17 protein-coding genes are annotated in these 15,424 nt (G+C 69.7%); 10 read left to right on the forward strand and 7 right to left on the reverse strand.

Features of this window, described 5'->3' with window-relative positions:
• The first annotated feature begins 208 nt into the window (after positions 1-208).
• The 6 genes from ACFWBT_RS20715 to ACFWBT_RS20740 all read left to right on the forward strand — a co-directional run bounded on the left by ACFWBT_RS20715 (position 209) and on the right by ACFWBT_RS20740 (position 5,852).
• Positions 209-1,078 (forward strand): FAD binding domain-containing protein, encoded by an 870-nt coding sequence (locus tag ACFWBT_RS20715; RefSeq protein WP_385702317.1) that lies wholly within the window; start codon positions 209-211, stop codon positions 1,076-1,078.
• The gene (locus ACFWBT_RS20720; protein ID WP_385702319.1) at positions 1,078-1,614 is read left to right on the forward strand and encodes a (2Fe-2S)-binding protein; all 537 of its coding nucleotides are present in this window, start codon (positions 1,078-1,080) and stop codon (positions 1,612-1,614) included. Before ACFWBT_RS20715 ends, ACFWBT_RS20720 begins: the two co-directional genes overlap by 1 nt.
• A 5-nt stretch (positions 1,615-1,619) precedes the next feature.
• Complete coding sequence (locus tag ACFWBT_RS20725; RefSeq protein WP_385702322.1) at positions 1,620-4,007, forward strand: xanthine dehydrogenase family protein molybdopterin-binding subunit; 2,388 nt, start codon at positions 1,620-1,622, stop codon at positions 4,005-4,007.
• An 86-nt stretch (positions 4,008-4,093) separates the two neighbouring features.
• Positions 4,094-4,726, forward strand: coding sequence for an SRPBCC family protein (locus ACFWBT_RS20730; RefSeq protein ID WP_385702324.1), 633 nt, complete (start codon positions 4,094-4,096; stop codon positions 4,724-4,726).
• Positions 4,727-4,825: 99 nt separating this feature from the next.
• Positions 4,826-5,365, forward strand: a complete 540-nt coding sequence (locus tag ACFWBT_RS20735; protein WP_351542755.1) for a MarR family transcriptional regulator — start codon at positions 4,826-4,828, stop codon at positions 5,363-5,365.
• A 196-nt stretch (positions 5,366-5,561) separates the two neighbouring features.
• Positions 5,562-5,852: a hypothetical protein gene (locus ACFWBT_RS20740; RefSeq protein WP_385702326.1), complete on the forward strand. Its 291-nt coding sequence runs from the start codon at positions 5,562-5,564 to the stop codon at positions 5,850-5,852.
• Positions 5,853-6,241: 389 nt separating this feature from the next.
• Here the strand turns inward: ACFWBT_RS20740 and ACFWBT_RS20745 are convergent, their stop codons facing one another.
• The 6 genes from ACFWBT_RS20745 to ACFWBT_RS20770 form a co-directional block, all read right to left on the reverse strand.
• Positions 6,242-6,457 carry a hypothetical protein gene (locus ACFWBT_RS20745; RefSeq protein WP_385702328.1) on the reverse strand — a complete coding sequence of 72 codons (216 nt, stop codon included), beginning with the start codon at positions 6,455-6,457 and terminating at the stop codon, positions 6,242-6,244.
• Positions 6,458-6,506: 49 nt separating this feature from the next.
• The gene (locus tag ACFWBT_RS20750; RefSeq protein ID WP_385702352.1) at positions 6,507-7,049 is read right to left on the reverse strand and encodes a DUF6083 domain-containing protein; all 543 of its coding nucleotides are present in this window, start codon (positions 7,047-7,049) and stop codon (positions 6,507-6,509) included.
• A complete protein-coding gene (locus tag ACFWBT_RS20755) occupies positions 6,938-7,186 on the reverse strand; it encodes a hypothetical protein (protein WP_385702331.1) in 249 nt (82 codons plus the stop codon). Before ACFWBT_RS20755 ends, ACFWBT_RS20750 begins: the two co-directional genes overlap by 112 nt.
• An 88-nt stretch (positions 7,187-7,274) precedes the next feature.
• Positions 7,275-8,927 (reverse strand): hypothetical protein, encoded by a 1,653-nt coding sequence (locus ACFWBT_RS20760; protein ID WP_385702333.1) that lies wholly within the window; start codon positions 8,925-8,927, stop codon positions 7,275-7,277.
• Positions 8,928-9,825: 898 nt separating this feature from the next.
• Positions 9,826-10,065, reverse strand: coding sequence for a hypothetical protein (locus ACFWBT_RS20765; RefSeq protein WP_385702336.1), 240 nt, complete (start codon positions 10,063-10,065; stop codon positions 9,826-9,828).
• On the reverse strand, positions 9,984-10,304 hold the full coding sequence (locus tag ACFWBT_RS20770; protein WP_385702338.1) for an NUDIX hydrolase: 321 nt from the start codon (positions 10,302-10,304) through the stop codon (positions 9,984-9,986). The genes ACFWBT_RS20765 and ACFWBT_RS20770 overlap by 82 nt, the downstream gene beginning before the upstream one ends.
• On the opposite strand from ACFWBT_RS20770, the gene ACFWBT_RS20775 reads away from it, so the two are divergent.
• The 3 genes from ACFWBT_RS20775 (at position 10,243) to ACFWBT_RS20785 (ending at position 12,556) form a co-directional block, all read left to right on the forward strand.
• Entirely contained in the window at positions 10,243-10,407 is a 165-nt protein-coding gene (locus tag ACFWBT_RS20775; RefSeq protein WP_385702341.1) for a hydrophobic protein, read from the forward strand. The genes ACFWBT_RS20770 and ACFWBT_RS20775 overlap by 62 nt on opposite strands.
• Before the next feature lie 61 nt (positions 10,408-10,468).
• The gene (locus ACFWBT_RS20780; RefSeq protein ID WP_385702344.1) at positions 10,469-10,642 is read left to right on the forward strand and encodes a CsbD family protein; all 174 of its coding nucleotides are present in this window, start codon (positions 10,469-10,471) and stop codon (positions 10,640-10,642) included.
• Between the two features lie 180 nt (positions 10,643-10,822).
• The gene (locus ACFWBT_RS20785; RefSeq protein WP_385702347.1) at positions 10,823-12,556 is read left to right on the forward strand and encodes a serine/threonine-protein kinase; all 1,734 of its coding nucleotides are present in this window, start codon (positions 10,823-10,825) and stop codon (positions 12,554-12,556) included.
• A gap of 1,336 nt (positions 12,557-13,892) precedes the next feature.
• On the opposite strand, the gene ACFWBT_RS20790 is transcribed toward ACFWBT_RS20785, so the two are convergent.
• Positions 13,893-14,285: a helix-turn-helix domain-containing protein gene (locus ACFWBT_RS20790; RefSeq protein ID WP_266764894.1), complete on the reverse strand. Its 393-nt coding sequence runs from the start codon at positions 14,283-14,285 to the stop codon at positions 13,893-13,895.
• Between the two features lie 68 nt (positions 14,286-14,353).
• Between ACFWBT_RS20790 and ACFWBT_RS20795 the strand changes: the two genes are divergently transcribed.
• Positions 14,354-15,025, forward strand: a complete 672-nt coding sequence (locus ACFWBT_RS20795) for a nitroreductase family protein (protein ID WP_385702350.1) — start codon at positions 14,354-14,356, stop codon at positions 15,023-15,025.
• Positions 15,026-15,424: the final 399 nt, after the last annotated feature.

The following is a 15,424-nucleotide window of genomic DNA, read 5'->3' on the forward strand; positions in this document are numbered from 1 at the left end:
ACGGTCGCCATGGCGAAGCGGGTTCCGGAGCGCTGCCAGGCGACTGCCTGGTCGATGACGTGTCGCATATCGCTCACCTCGGACTGGGAAATTTCGGACAGCCTCTTGCCAGGAAGAAACTTTAGTGTAAATCATTTCAGGTACTAGATAGATCTGTACGTGTCGAATGCAACGGCGCGACGACGACCAGAGAGGACCGTGGAGCAGGTTGAAACCCTCAACCTTCGACTACACCGCCCCCAGCACCGTCGGCGAGGCGGTCGCCCTCCTCGCCGACGAGGAACGGGAGGCAAAGGTCGTAGCGGGCGGCCAGTCACTGATCCCCATGCTGAACATGCGCCTGGCCAGGCCCGAGCTGCTCGTCGACATCACCCGGATCCCCGAGCTCGGCCGTCTTCACGTGGACGCGGCGCGCAACCTCCGCATCGGCGCCGCCGTGCGGCAGGGCCGGGCCGCTGCCGACAGCGCCGTACGGGAAGGGTGGCCGCTGCTGGCCGCCGCGATCGAGCACATCGGTCACCCGCAGATCCGCAACCGCGGCACCGTCTGCGGCAGTCTCGCCCACCATGACCCGGCCGCCGAGCTGCCCACCGCGGCCCTCGCCCTGGACGCCCGGTTCGTGATCACCGGGCCGCGCGGCACCCGCACCGTCACCGCCGAGGACTTCTTCGTCGCGACCTTCTCCACCGCCGTCGAGGCGGACGAGCTGCTCACCGAGGTCGTGTTCCCCCCGCTCCCGGCGCATCACGGTTGGGCCTTCGAGGAACTGACCCGCAGACATGGCGACTTCGCCACGGTGGGCGTGGCGGTCGTGCTGGAGCGGAGCTCCGGGGAGGGCACCGTCCGGGCGGCCCGCGTGGTCTTCAGCGGCGTAGCCCCCGTACCCGTACGTCTGGCCGCCGCCGAGGACGCACTGGTGGGCAGCGAAGCCGACGAGCAGGCCCTCGCCGCCGCGGCCGGCGCCGCGCTGTCCCGTCTCACACCCTCCGACGACGTCCACGCCACCGCCGAGTACCGGCGCGAAGGCGCCGCCCATCTCCTCGTCCGCGCCTGCACCACCGCCTGGGAGCGCTGCTGATGACCCCGTCCGTCCCCACCCCGCTCGCGGCGCGTAAGCCGCCGCTCGCCGAGCCCTCCGCCTGGCACGAGATCACGCTCACCGTCAACGGCCGGCCGGTCACCGCCGAGGTCGAGTCCCGGCTGCTCCTCAGCGACTTCCTGCGCGACCGGCTCGGTCTCACGGGCACGCATGTCGGCTGCGAGCACGGAGTCTGCGGGGCCTGCACCGTCCTTGTCGACGACGAGCCGGTGCGTACCTGTCTGACCCTGGCCGTGCAGTGCCAGGACGCCAAGATCCGCACGGTCGAGGGCCTCGCACCCGGCGACGCCCCCCTCACCTCCGTACAGCGTGCTTTCCACGAGTGCCACGGCATGCAGTGCGGCTTCTGCACGCCCGGGTTCGTGATGACGGCGACCGCGCTCACCGAGCAGTCCGACCGCCCGGACGAGGAACAGGTCGCCGACGCCCTCAGCGGGCATCTGTGCCGGTGCACGGGCTACCGCAACATCCGCCGTGCCGTGTGCCAGGCACTCGACGAGCGCTTCGGGGAGTGACCCGCATGTCCCACGACTCCGACCTGCACCGGCACGGCGACGGCGGGTGGATCGGCCGATCCGTCCCGCGCGTCGAGGACGACCGGCTGCTGCGCGGCAACGGCCGATACGTCGACGACATCGCCCTGCCCGGAGCCGTCGAGGCCGCGTTTGTGCGCAGCCCGCACGCCCACGCCCGCATCGACTCCGTCGACGTGAGCGCGGCCCTGGCCGCGCCCGGCGTCGTCGCGGTGTGGACCGGCGACGACGTGGCGGACCTTCCGGCGATGCTGAACAAGGAGGAACTGCGCACCCCGCCGGGGCTCGCCGAGCTCCTGGATCCGGTGGTCCGCATGACTCCCATGCCCCTCCTCGCCCTCGACAAGGTCCTCTACGTCGGCCAGCCCGTCGCCGTCGTCTTCGCCGAGAACCGCTACCTCGCCGAGGACGCCCTCGAACTCGTCGACGTGCGCTACTCCCCGCTGGCCGTGCTCGTCGACCCCGGGCTCTCCCTGAGCCCGGACGCACCTGTGCTGCACGAGGAGCTTCCCGACAACACCGCGGTCGCGGTCGCCGCCCGGGTCGGCGACCCGGACGCGGCGTTCTCCCGCGCTCACGCCGTGGTGAGCGAGCGGTTCGAGGCCCACCGGTACGTCGCCTCTCCGATCGAGACCCGCGCGATCTCCGCCCAGGTGGATCCGTACAGCGGCAGGCTGACCGTCTGGTCGGGCACCCAGACCCCGCACCGGCTCCGGGACGCCATCGCGCACACCCTCGGTCTGGAGTCCGCCGCGGTCCATGTCGTCGCGGCCGATGTCGGCGGCGGTTTCGGCCAGAAGGGCATCCTCTACGTCGAGGAGCTCCTCGTCCCCCATGCCGCCCGCCGCATCGGCCGCCCCGTGCTGTGGCGCGAGGACCGCAACGAGAACCTCACCGCCGCCTCCCACGCCCGTGAGCAGATCCACCGCATCGAACTCGCCGCGGACGCCGAGGGCCGGCTCCTCGCCGTACGCGACCGGATCACCGTCAACTTCGGCGCCTACAACATGACTGGCCTTGTGGTGCCGTACAACTCCCTCTGTCATCTGCTCGGCCCCTACCGCATCCCCAACGTGGACATCGACGTCGTCGGTGTGCTCACCAACACCACCTTCGCCACGCCCTACCGGGGAGCCGGACGCCCGGAGACGGTGTTCGCCATGGAACGCGCAATGGACCGGTTGGCAGCGGAGCTGGGCATCGAGCCCGAGGAGCTGAGGGCGCGCAATCTTGTCGGACCCGACGCGATGCCGTACGCGACCGGGCTCGTGGACCGTTCGGGCAGACCGCAGATCTACGACTCCGGGGACTATCCCGAGCTCCTGCGCCGCGCCGTGGCCAAGGCGGATGTCGAGCGGGTACGCGCACGGCAGCGCGAAGGCGCCCGGGACGGCAAGTACATCGGCATCGGATTCGCCATGTACATCGAGGCCACCGGACTCGGACCGTTCGAAACCGCCCGGATCGACATCGCCCCCAGCGGCAGGGTGCGCCTCGCGATCGGTGCCCCCTCCCAGGGGCAGGGGCACCGCACCTCCATGACGCAGATCGCCGCGGACGCCATCGGGGTGCCGTTCGATGTCATCGATGTGGTCGGCGGAGACACGGAGGCCACCCCGTTCGGTGTGGGCACCATCGCCAGCCGTGCCCTGGTCACCGCGGGGAACGCCACCCACCGGGCCGGCCGGCTGATCCGCGAGAAGATCGTCGAAGCGGCGGCGCGCCGGCTCGGCGTCGACGCGGACGGCCTCCACCTGAACGACGGCGTCGTGGCGTCCAAGGATCCGGGCGGCCCTTCCATGGGGCTGGCGGAGCTGGCCGGACGGGCCCCGCTGCCCGGCACCCCCGAACCCGCCGACGGGCGATACGGCACCGAGATCAGTGAGACCGTGCACTTCCGCCCACCGGGTTTCGCGGTCTCGGGCGGAGCACATGCGGCGGTCGTCGAGGTCGACGAACACACCGGCGGCATCGAGATCCTGCACTATGTCGTCGTCCACGACGCCGGCAACATCGTCAACCCGATGATCGCGGAGGGACAGGTCACCGGTGGCATCGCGCAGGGAATCGGCGGTGCGCTCTACGAGGAGATGGTCTACGGCCCCGACGGCCAGCCCCGCACCGGCACATACATGGACTACCTGGTGCCCACGTCCTCGGAGATACCCGACCTCGACATGGACGAGATCTTCACCCCCAGTCCCATGAACGACCTCGGCGTCAAGGGACTCGGCGAAGGCGGCGCGATCGCACCACAGGCAGTGCTGGCCGGTGCCGTCGAAGACGCACTGCGCCCCTTCGGTGTGGTCGTGCGCCGAGGACCGCTCTCACCCAACCGGGTCCGCGAATTGATCCGGACGGCCGACCGAACCTGAATCCGGCCCACGCATGAATCCGCAGACCCCCGCGGCCTGCCCTCCCTCGTTCCGGCCACGGCCGGCCCATCTCTGATTGGACACCCATGCAGCTCGACCACTCCTTCACCGTCCCGGCGGATCCGGACGACGCCTGGAAACTGTTCCTCGACCTCGGCCGGGTCGCACCCTGTATGCCCGGCGCCGTACTGGACACCCTCGACGGTGACTCGTTCACCGGACGAGTCAAGGTCAAGGTCGGTGCGGTGCAGATGAGTTACCGCGGCGAGGGCACCGTCAGCCGCGACGGGTCCGCCCGCTCGATGCACCTCGACGTCAGCGGGAGCGAGACCCGAGGCGCGGGTACGGCCTCGGCCACAGTCACCGCGACGCTGACCCCCGACCCGGTTGGCACCCGGGTGCGCGTGCGCACGGACCTCGACATCACCGGCCGTCCCGCGCAGTTCGGCCGGGGCATCATGACCGAAGTCGGTGACCGCATCGTTCAGCAGTTCGCCACCCGCCTCGAAGCGTTGCTGCGGGACTCCGGGGGCTCCGCGTCCGTCGCGGCCACAACGGGCGTGGTGGGGTCGTCCGGCCGGCTCTCGCCCGAGCCGGAGGCGGTGGACCTCGGAGCGGCCGCGCTGCCCGTGCTGCTCAGGAAGGCTGCCGTGCCGACGGCAGCAGTGCTGGTCGCCGTCGTGGTGATTCAGCGCCTGAGGCGGCGTTCCCGCAGGTAAATCGGGCTGCGCAGCCCGTCCCCCGGTCCGGCCTATCACCTCAGCGGTAAGATTCTCAGTGCCATGAGAAGGTGGCGGGCGCTGTACGAGGGGATGGGCATGGCTGCATCGAGGCCGGCGGACCGGGACGCCGTCGCGAACGTGATCGAGGACTGGGCGCGCGAACGCCCCGAGCTGGACACCAGCCCGCTCGAGGTCCTCGCGCGCCTCCACCGCTCCTTCCTGCGCTACAGCACGAGGCTGACCACATCGATCGAGCGTCATGGGCTGTCCGTGGCCGGCTTCGACGTGCTGACCGCCTTGCGGCGGTCCGGCGATCCCTACCGGCTGACGGCCGGACAGCTCGCTGACACCGGACTGGTCTCATCGGCAGGAGTGACGTTGCGGATCGACCGTTTGGAGAACGACGGTCTCATCGTCCGCGAACGGGACGCCGGTGACCGCAGAGTCGTTTACTCACGTCTCACCGACAAGGGCCTGGCGACGGTGGACACCGTCTTCTCGGAGCACCTCGACAACGAACGTCGGATGCTCAGCGGACTCTCGCCCTCCGAACGCCGCCAACTGGCGCGACTGCTGCGCAAGCTGGAGGTCTCGATCCTCCATTCCGACGAGGAACCGAGCGACGCCACGACGTAATCCGCGAGCCTCCCGTCATCCGATGAAGGCCGCAGTGGCCGCCACGAACGAGTCGGCATCGTCCAGCCACGGGAAGTGCAACGCCCCGGACTGAACGACCACCTCGGCGTGCGGAACTTTCACCGCCACCGGGCTGAACCTGGCCTACGACGGCGGCACGCCGACCTTCGACCTGGCCGTCGATGCCGGAAGCGCCGTGGGCAACGCCCCGCAGGTCCAGCTGTCCTACGACTGCTCGGGCGACGGCAGCTGGAACCGGGGCGAGACCTCCCGCTACTTCGCCACCGATCCCGTAGCCGGCTGGGAGCACTACACGGAACGGGCCGCACTGATCTCTGCCACAGGAGCTGCCTGCGATCTCAAGAACGGAACCGTCCAGGCAAAGGTGTGGAACGCCCTCGGCAACGCACCCAGCACCCTCGGCACCGGAGATCTCTCAGAGAGATCCACCTCTCCTACGAGTGACCGTCACGGCTGCTCGGTCTGACCCGGCGGGTCAGACCGAGCAGGCCGGCGCTGCTCACTGGCCGACTGGCTTCCTCCCTGGTGGAGAACGACCACCGACAGGATATGGACGAGCGGGACACCCTCAAGGCCCAGGAGCATCTGGAGACCCTGGCCGACCACCATCCCAGCGACGGCCACGACGACATGGCCATCCTCGCCCTGCGCACCCCGGGACACCCCGGGCACCTGACGGGGCAAATGCCTGCGCCTGGCCCTCAGCTCCAGGCCAGCCCGTCAGCAAGGAGTCAAATCAGAATCATCACGCGGGGCCCCGGTGTCACAGGTGCCACTCGGTCATCAAGTTCCAGGACCAGGCAAAACTTGCAGCTGATGCGCACTCAGTCACTGGACGCACATCTTTGCCGGGGGTCAACCGTCTCTGCGATCCAGGACACGACGGGCCGCTTCTGCCTCGGCCGCAGGCGGCGACAACTCGTCGAGCGTGTCGAGTTCGTCGTCTGCCTCCAGCTCGCGTTCCCAGGCCGCAGCGAGGCCCTCCTGCTCATCGCGTGGTTCGGCGCCGACAGTCTGCCGATCCTCCGGGTTCAGAGCCGCCAGAAATCTAGCCACCGAGTCCATCGGCATGCCGTACTCCTCGTAGTTGGAACAGCGTGTTGGCTCCCGCCCAGCATGATCAATCGGCTTTCCGCCGGTCGCCTGACACGGCTTCAGCACACTCGAATGGCCGCAGCCCGGACGGGCCGGCCGCACTAAACGGACGACGGACGATCAGCCCATTGAAAGGAAAGCCATGGCTGCAGACTTCGACGATCGGGCAGGCGGCTGAGATCGTGGACGGCCATGAGCGTGGCGGGCAGGGCGAGTTGCCCGCGCTGAGGGCTGGCGGGCAGCAGCGCCCATACCCCTCGGGGGCGGCTGGGGTCGAGCACGGGCTGCAGGCAGCGGTGGCGCTGGCGGGTCTGGGCCCGCACTGGATGGCTTCAAATGGGGCGTCGGCGAGACAGCGGCCCAGCAGCAGTTGCACAACCGGCCGGGCGAGGCGGCCGTTGCTGGCGGCTGACTCGCAGGCAGCGGGAGGGGCTGGGGTGAACCGGCCTGTGTCGATCAGGCGGCGGGTGCGGACGGCGAGTTGGCGGCGCAGGGATTCGATGTACGGGCCGGTCTGCGCGGTGGGGGTACGTCCCGGGCAGAGCGCACGGTGCGGGATGCGGCACAGGCGCTGCCATCACCGTGGCAATAGGCGATGCCGCCGCTCAGGTGCCAGCGGTAGAAGGCGGGGATCTCCACGATCAGGCAGGCCAACTTGCGCCCGGCGTCACCGTCGGGCCGATGCTGAGCATAGGAGTTGTCCATCCGGGCCAGGTACCGCGCCGGCGCGCGCCGCGTGCGTCCCTACCGGCACCCGACAATCACTCTGGCGCCAGGGACAGTGGCCCGTGCCTCAGGCCAGCAGGGCCAGCGCCGCGACCCACAGCACGGCCAGCGCCAGGGCCGCGGGCCAGAGCGGCCGCCCGCGATCGGCCCCGCTGCTCTCCCCCGTCGGTCTGAGCCCGGGGTCGTCGCGCATGACCGTGAGCTCGGCCGCCAGCGTGTCGTAGGGATGGGTCAGGCCGCGCCGCCGCTCCAGCCACGTCCACTTCGGCGCCCTGACCGACCAGTTGTCGTCCCGCCAGCGCAGCTTCAGCTCGAAGGACTGACGGCGCACGGAGCGGAAGTCTTCCCACGGGATGTGCCGGGGACCGCGCAGCCCGGTGATCCACAGGCCCGTGCTGTCGGCCGTGATGCGCCAGGCGAGCTTCTGGGGGACGCGCACGGCGCCGTAGAGGCCGATCGCGGCGGCGAGGGCCAGCTCCCAGGGTGACGGGCCCCAGTCGGTGAACCAGGCCCCGCAGATCCAGCCGCCCCACTGCACCAGCAGCGCCGCCGCGAGCCAGTCGAGCCAGCCCGCCTGCCAGCGGCGCACCGGTACGGCGGGCCGCCCCGCGTGGCGCTCCCTGACCTGCTGCTCCAGACGGCGGCCGCGGGCCTCGCGGGCCTTCTGCCGGGTGATGCGCCGCAGGCCCGCGCCCGGGGTGAGCGGGCGGACCGGCCCCGCCGACCACTCTGTGAGCGGGGGCTGGGTCGGATCCTCGTCGGCGCTCACGACCACGACCTCGGCTCCGTCGAAGGGAGCTCCGTAGAGGACGGCCTCACGGACCGGGCCCGGGGTGTCGTCGTCCACCGCGTCGAACAGCCGCTCCAGTTCCTCGTCGGCCTCGTCCGGCTCGTCCGGCTCGTCATCGGCCGCCTCGGTGTCGCCGTCGTACGACGTCAGTTCCACCGTGAACAGGGGGCGCCCCGCCGCGAGGTCGTCGGCCGCGTACACCTCCGTGGTGCCCTGCGCGTCGTCGCGCACGAGGACCCGCAGGACGGGCGCGGGGTCCCGGCGCAGCGCGACGGCGCGGTGGCGCCCCAGCCAGGCGGAGGCCAGCGCGGTGGCGGCGAGGCCGGCCAGGTAAAGGGCCACGATCCGGCGGCCGTCGCGGTCCTCGGCTGTGCCCCACATGTCCGCGGTGGCGCCGGTGACGACGGCGAGACCGAGCATGACCAGGCCGAGCGGGCGCAGGAACCGGCCGCGGCGCACCGGTGCGTCGGCGTCCGGGACGCGTGCCGTGCCGTCGGCCGCGGCCCGCAGCGCCCGTTCGAGCTGGGTGCTCCTGGCCCGCAGGCGCACGGCGACGGCGGTCCAGGACACGAGGACGACCAGTGCTCCGGCCAGGGTCACGGCCCAGGGCAGCGAGGGGGCCTCCACGGCGAGCCCGACGAGCAGCGCGGGCGCCCCCACCCAGACGAGCTCGGGCCGCGCGAGCACCCACAGGGTGTACACGGCGAACCCGGCCGCGACGAGCGGCCACAGTCCGCCGAGCGTCACGGCCCAGGCGCCCGCGCAGAGCGCGAAGGTGGTCGCCGCGGCGGCGACGGACCTGCGCACGGCCGGGAGGGTCCAGCGCGGCGCCAGTGCCGCCGACCAGTCGGCCGCCGGAGCGGCCGTCCAGTCCTGGCAGCCGTCGGGTATCGCGGCCGCGGGCAGGCGCAGCGGCTCGTCGTAGGACACATGCACTCCTGGATCAGGTGGGAACACCGGCGGTGGCGGTGGCGGCCGGAGCCTGGACGCCTCCGCCCGCGCTGAAGGGTGCCACCTTCTCGTACGGCCGGGCGGGTCGATCGTCTCAAGCCGTTGCGCAGGTCGGCGGGAAGAGCGGGGTGCCGCCTCAGCCGACGGTCAGTAGCACCGCCGGCAGGACCACCCCGGCGAGCGGGACCCATGATCTCGTACGCCCGGCATACGGTCACCTCGCCCTGGGCCAGGGGTGCCTGGCTCCGGACTGGGCCAGTTCGCGCAGCTGCCGTCTAGCTGCCGTGGTCGGGCCGACCACGCGCCTTCAACGCGGCACGCAGTCGTACCGAGGTCAGATTGCGCAGCCCTGGACGAGCGTTGCGCAATCGGGCTGCGCAACCGGTCCGAGGGTTCTGAACAGTCGCCATGCGCGGTGCGGCTTTGCAGTCCGCTACGAAGCTTCCGATCCTTGCGGTGCGCAGGTCCGGGTGTCGCCCTGCGCAGGTGGCAAGTGCGGCCCGGGTGGGTTCCGTCTGCGCACCGCCGGCACGGACTCCAGGGCGGCGTGACTGGCGGGTGCGACGCGGTCCTCGGCCGTGGCACGTGTGCCGGACCCAAGAACCTGTCACCGGCTCGGGAAGCCCACGATCGGGCCTTCATGGTCGGTGGTCGGGTCGCGCTCGGCGGGTCTTCCCAAGGTCAACAACATCCGTTCTGACCTGGGAGTTTGACCATGTCTCCTGGCAAGCAGGCCTCACGGGGCGAGGCTGCTGCTCCGATGTCGGCCGACGCCTGGTTGGAGACTAGACACGGAGATGCAAATCTCCTTCGTGCATACAGGGCCGCGAACGGTCACAGCCCCCAACTGCCCCCCTGGGCGGGCAAAGGCGGGTTGTCAGCTGATCGCAGGGCGGTGATCTGCGAGGAGCAGGGCCAGCGGCCCGGCGGGGAGGAGGAACCGCCCATCGTGCACGGCCCGCAGCGCGTCGGCCATCGGCCACCACGTCAGCTTGAAGTCCTGCTCTGTCTCGATGAGTTCCTGGGCGCCGAGTGTCAGGTCTCGGGCCTCGTAGATGTGGACGCGCGCCGGTGAGCTGAGCGTGGTGGCGTGGCGTGCGATCCCAGTTGCCGCCACTGCCCAGCAGTCACTCCAGCTTCCTCGCGCAGCTCGCGGCGGGCGCAGTCCAACGCAGTCTCTCCGTCTTCGCGGCGCCCGCCGGGCAGGAACAGGTACTCGCCTCCGTGGGCTGGAAAGTCCGCTTCGCCCAGCCCGCGCGGACTCAGGAACTTCCCGCGATCTGGAGGCCCGGCAATGAACCTGTGGATTCTTTTCTTTCTGCTGATCCTGGTGGTGTTCGGATTCGGCTTCACCATGCAGGCCCTTTGGTGGGTCGCCGCCGTCCTCCTGGTCCTCTGGATCGCCGGCTTCACCCTGCGCGGGCGCGGCGGCCGCCGATACGGCCGCAGTCGCAGGTAGTCCACACCAGCACGCTCTCCCACCCGCGGAAGCCCATCCAGCGAATGAGCAGAGGACAGCCATGAGCGTCGGACAGACGATCAAGCAGAAGACCCAGGCATTCAAGGACCGGGTCACCGAACGCATCGGTGGGACCACCCGCAACAGGCGACTGCAGCGCGAAGGCAGGGCCGACCAGATCTCCGGAAACCTGAAGCAGTCCGGCGACGAGGCCAAAGACACCTTCAGGCACTGACCAGCACAGCCCCGGGTGGCGCTCAGATCGCGTGGACGCCACCCGGCAGGCCAACGCGGCATCGGCCCACCGAATTGACGGGAACAGCACTGCAGCAGAGCAACCTACGAGCCGAGAGCCAGAGAAGGCCGCCAGGACCCGCGTGGGGCCGTGTCACAGGTATCTCGTAGGCTTCCGGCCATGAGCGAGGGTGATTCCGGCAGACGGGTCATAGAGGGGCGCTTCGAGCTGGAGACGCGGCTCGGTGGCGGTGGCATGGGCACGGTGTGGCGTGCACGCGATCTGGTCCTTGACCGGGCCGTGGCGCTCAAGGAGGTACGGCCGCCCGATCCGGGTCTTGCCGAGTACGACCCGCAGGGCGCGGCAATGCTCCGGGCCCGAGTTCTGCGCGAGGCACGGGCGCTGGCTCGCGTCGATCACCCCAATGTCGTGACCATCCACCACGTGGTGGACGGCGGCGAGTACGTCTACCCGTGGCTCGTCATGGAACTGGTGACCGGCGGATCACTTCAGGACCGGCTCGACAAGGGGCCGTTGGCGCCCGCCGACGCCGCCCGGCTGGGTCGCGAGGTGCTGGCCGCGCTACGCGCCGCGCACGATGTCGGCATCCAGCACCGGGACGTGAAACCCGCCAACGTGCTGATGAGACCCGACGGACGTCCCGTCCTCACCGACTTCGGCATCGCGACCATCAGGGACTCGACCGCCCTGACCGCGACCGGGTCGATCATCGGCACGCCCGACTACATGGCACCCGAGCGCGTCTCCGGCGGCGAAGGTGGCCCGGGCTCCGACCTGTGGTCGCTGGCGATGATGCTGTACGTCGCCGTCGAGGGACATCACCCGCTGCGCAGGGGAACCACCCTCGCCACGCTGGCGGCACTGTTGAGCGAGCAGCTTCCGCCACCCGCCCAAGCCGGAGTCCTGACCGGGTTCCTGAACGCCGTGCTCGTCAAGAACCCGGCCGACCGGGCGGACGCGACAACCGCAGACCGGCTGCTCGCGGAGGCGATCGAGGGCAGCAACACGGTTCCGAGTGCTCCCGCCGGGGCGGACGGGGCCACGTCGTACAGGCTGGCCCCTCCACCGGGTGCAACGCCCGCACCCTCCGCACCGGTTGGGTCCGGACGGCCTGCCGGCTTCGGAACAGCTGCCGGCTTCGGACCGTCCACCGGCTTCGGGCCGGCCTCGGGCTTCGGCCCGCCGACTCCGTACCCCGAGGGCCCCACACGGCGGACGCCGGCGCGGCCGGGCAACCATGCGAAGAGCCGAATCGCGATCGCCTCGTCCGTCGTCGGGACCGTGATGGCAGGAGTCCTGGTCTGGACCCTGCTGCCGGACGGAGGCAACAAGGACAGCGGAAAGCCCGCGGATTCAGCCAGCGCGACTTCCTCGACCAGGACGAAGGACCCCACTCGCACACCGTCCCGCTCGACCCCGACGCCTCAGGCCGACGCGAAGACGGATCTGCTCACCCCCGCCGGCATCCGGACGGCGGTGAAGGAGATCGAGGCGGCGACCGGCACGGACCGCGCATGCGACCTCACGGTCTATCCGACCTATGTCTCCGCGGAAATCATGGTCAAGGGCAGCGACACCAAGTACGACAGCTACACCTACCGCCCGGGCCAGGGCGTCGAGAAGGGCATCATCAGCAGCGCAATCATCGGCGGCGAACGCTCCTTCAGTCTCGACAGCTTCGACTGGGACGTCCTTCCCGCCCTGCTGAAGCGGGCGGAGAAGGACCTGAACGTACAGCGGCCGACCATGCGTTACATCCTGGTCCGCCCTGCCGACGACACGTTCGACACCCCACTGGGACTGGCTGTCTATCTCGCCGACGACCACGTCACCGGCTATCTGGATGCCGACCTGAAGGGCAAGGTGACCCGGGTGATGCCGGCCCAGGATTGAGCGATCTGTCGGCATCGCCCGCGCCCTCGACCTGCTCGTGTGGCCCGCCAACGGCGCCGTCCTGTCCGCGCCCCGCCGCGCAGGCCTTGCCTCTGCCCTGCGCTACCACGCCGAACACGGCCACCTGCGCGTTGCCGCCGACCACAGAGTCATACAACAGAAGACAAACGGGAGAAAGAACGCGCAAGTTGGCAGTAGGCGCCCTCACGGCCGGCCTCTTCGCCATGGGGGCGGGCACAGCGTTCGCCGCCTCGTGGCACGACATTCCGACACTGTCGACCGGCGATGCGAAGTTCCACCACGCCGAATACACGTGGCATCCCGCAGGCGAGGACCACGGCGCCTTCGAGTGGAAAGGCCGGCTCCAGGACGCTGACCACGGTGCCGACACAACGTGTACGTACAGGTGAAGGTCGAGGGCTACGACTGGAGCCGCTACAACTGCAAGCAGGGGGAGACCGCTCGACCGAACTACTCCAATGCCAGCCGGAACCGTCGCCTCGCCTCCGTGACACGGAGCGGACGCGCTCGTCCCGCCGTCGGCGCTGTCCGCCACGGCCCGCCCGGAGGGGGCGCGGTACGTCCTCACCAGCAGCTCCGACGACGAGGTCCGCAGGGTCCTCGACGGTGTCGCCGCTGTCGCCCCGACCATCGAAGTCGAACCCATAGCGTGAACATCGAGGGCCTCCAGCAGATCGACGTCCTCAAGACCCTGATCGCCGTCGGCATGATCATGGGTCTAGTCATCGGAACTGCGGCCTTCGTCGTCTCAACCCCAGCGTCGGCAGCCCAACGCAAAGGGCTGCCCCGCTCGCCCCGATCGCCAACCAAGCGTCGCAGGCGGCGGTGTGCTGTTCCTGCTGCCGGGCGCCGGAACCGTGTCCTGGTCGGCCGATCAGCTGATCGCCCTGAACCAGGCACGCGCCATCGGAAGCTGGCCCGTCGCACCCCACCCCACCCAGCACTACGGCACCGTGCCGCTCTCGCAGCGGCGGATCCGGTGTACCGCTGGATCGCGAGCAAAACCTGGAAGCTGCCGCTCTGCACGCTGGCGTGGGCTGCGGCCATCACGATGCTCGTGGAGATGGTCGAGGGCGCCGCGAGCAACTCGGCGCCCTCGATGCCCTCGACAGGGGCGAGGACGAGCAACGCGCCGTCGTCCTGGGCGACCTGGCCGCCGTCGAGGCCGCCGCCGGCCGGCCCGAGGAAGCCTGCCGATTCGCGCTGCACGCGCTCGACCAGCTTGAGCGCACCTAGACGATCAAGTCCTATGTTGGGGCGGGGAGCCACCGAAGTGACAACTCCCCGTGAGTGTCACCGCGTTCGGAGCAGCAGATCACCGGGCTGGGGTTTCGGCGGTGACACGAGCTCGGGCCCCTTCGATCTCGTTGATGTGGGCTTCCGTCCATTGCCGGAGTGCGGTGATGGGCTCAGCAAGGCTCTGGCCGAGCGTGGTCAGGTCATACTCGACCCGGGGCGGGATGGTCGGGTGCACCGTGCGGGTGATGAAGCCGTCAGCTTCGAGACTGCGCAGCGTCTGGGTGAGCATCTTCTGCGAGACGCCCTCGATCCGCCGACTCAAGTCGGTGTAGCGCATGGTGCCTTCGAGGAGGGCGTCGACGACCAGGATCGTCCACTTGCCGGCGATGTGGTCGAGGACCTGGCGCGTCGGGCACTTCGCAGAGTAGGCGTCGGCCGGTAGTCCGGAGGATTCCACCACGGTCTTCATACCGGGAGAGTAGCGCACCAAAAGGTGCCCTCTTCCCAATAGAGAGTCTCTCTCCAATAGTGAGTTCCATGACGAATCACACGCTCTCTGTCGCGGATGCGATCCGCACACGCCGCACCGTGCGCCACTATCAGCCCGATCCGATCCCGGAAGCCGTCCTGTCATCGTTACTCGAACTCGCCGTCGAAGCTCCTACCAGCTGGAATCTGCAAGACCGGTCGATCGTCGTGGTCGCCAGCGACGAGGGCCGCGAAAGGCTCGCCTCGGCCACCGGTGGACAGCCGCAGCCGCAGGAAGCCCCCGTCGTGCTGGTCTTCGTCGCGGAGCCGCAGTCCTGGCGTGACGACCACAGCGACATCTACGACCGGGCCCGACGGGTCGGAGCATGGAGCGATGACTTCACCGCCATGTTCTCCGCGGCATCAACAACGTTCCAGGAAGATCTCGACAAGCGCGGCCTGCTCCGCGAGTACGCGGTCAAGGACGCAATGATCGCGGCCTCGTTCGTGATGCTCGCCGCGACCGAGGCGGGCCTGGCAACATCGCCGATGAACGGCTGGGACGAGGACAAGGTGAAGAAGGCGATCGGGATCGACAACCGCGACGACCTGGCCATCGCACTGCTCGTGTCCGTCGGCTACCCGGCGGAGGAACGGCGTCATCCCGGCCGGCGTCCCTTGGAACGCAACGTCTTCTACGAACGGCACACTGCGCAACGCAGCACCGCACACCAGCAATAGGCATCCTGCCCAACTCCGCGTCCAGGGAAGGCAAGCAGGGCGTCCAAGATCACCACGCGAGGAAGGACCTGGACACCCTGCTGACCACCTTGTACATGAAGATCGACGACGCCCTGCGGGCGCACCGGTGGATGGGTAGACCACCCAGGTGGACGGACGCCGAGCTCGCCACCTGACGGTCGCGCAGGCACGGCTCGGCTTCGCCTCCGAGACACGCTTGCTGCGCCACGCGCACGCACACCTGGCCTCGGTCTCGTACTGCCTGCAGGCGTCACAGTCGGCCGGCATAGACCGTTGCAGTAGACACCGTTGCAGTACTAGTACTCCAGCAGCGTTTCGCTATCTGGCCTGGTCAGAGGCGTCGTCGGGAGTGTAGTGGGCTGATGGCATGTCAGGGGC

The organism is Streptomyces sp. NPDC060027, from assembly GCF_042737005.1.
Classification (GTDB): domain Bacteria; phylum Actinomycetota; class Actinomycetes; order Streptomycetales; family Streptomycetaceae; genus Streptomyces.

Bases quoted from the DNA above. Each gene is read 5' to 3' on its own strand.
- ACFWBT_RS20720 (WP_385702319.1), top strand. From the start codon at position 1,078: ATGACCCCGTCCGTCCCCACCCCGCTCGCGGCGCGTAAGCCGCCGCTC.
- ACFWBT_RS20725 (WP_385702322.1), top strand. From the start codon at position 1,620: ATGTCCCACGACTCCGACCTGCACCGGCACGGCGACGGCGGGTGGATC.
- ACFWBT_RS20730 (WP_385702324.1), top strand. From the start codon at position 4,094: ATGCAGCTCGACCACTCCTTCACCGTCCCGGCGGATCCGGACGACGCC.
- ACFWBT_RS20735 (WP_351542755.1), top strand. From the start codon at position 4,826: ATGGCTGCATCGAGGCCGGCGGACCGGGACGCCGTCGCGAACGTGATC.
- ACFWBT_RS20745 (WP_385702328.1), bottom strand. From the start codon at position 6,457: ATGCCGATGGACTCGGTGGCTAGATTTCTGGCGGCTCTGAACCCGGAG.
- ACFWBT_RS20755 (WP_385702331.1), bottom strand. From the start codon at position 7,186: ATGGACAACTCCTATGCTCAGCATCGGCCCGACGGTGACGCCGGGCGC.
- ACFWBT_RS20775 (WP_385702341.1), top strand. From the start codon at position 10,243: ATGAACCTGTGGATTCTTTTCTTTCTGCTGATCCTGGTGGTGTTCGGA.
- ACFWBT_RS20770 (WP_385702338.1), bottom strand. From the start codon at position 10,304: ATGGTGAAGCCGAATCCGAACACCACCAGGATCAGCAGAAAGAAAAGA.
- ACFWBT_RS20780 (WP_385702344.1), top strand. From the start codon at position 10,469: ATGAGCGTCGGACAGACGATCAAGCAGAAGACCCAGGCATTCAAGGAC.
- ACFWBT_RS20785 (WP_385702347.1), top strand. From the start codon at position 10,823: ATGAGCGAGGGTGATTCCGGCAGACGGGTCATAGAGGGGCGCTTCGAG.
- ACFWBT_RS20790 (WP_266764894.1), bottom strand. From the start codon at position 14,285: ATGAAGACCGTGGTGGAATCCTCCGGACTACCGGCCGACGCCTACTCT.
- ACFWBT_RS20795 (WP_385702350.1), top strand. From the start codon at position 14,354: ATGACGAATCACACGCTCTCTGTCGCGGATGCGATCCGCACACGCCGC.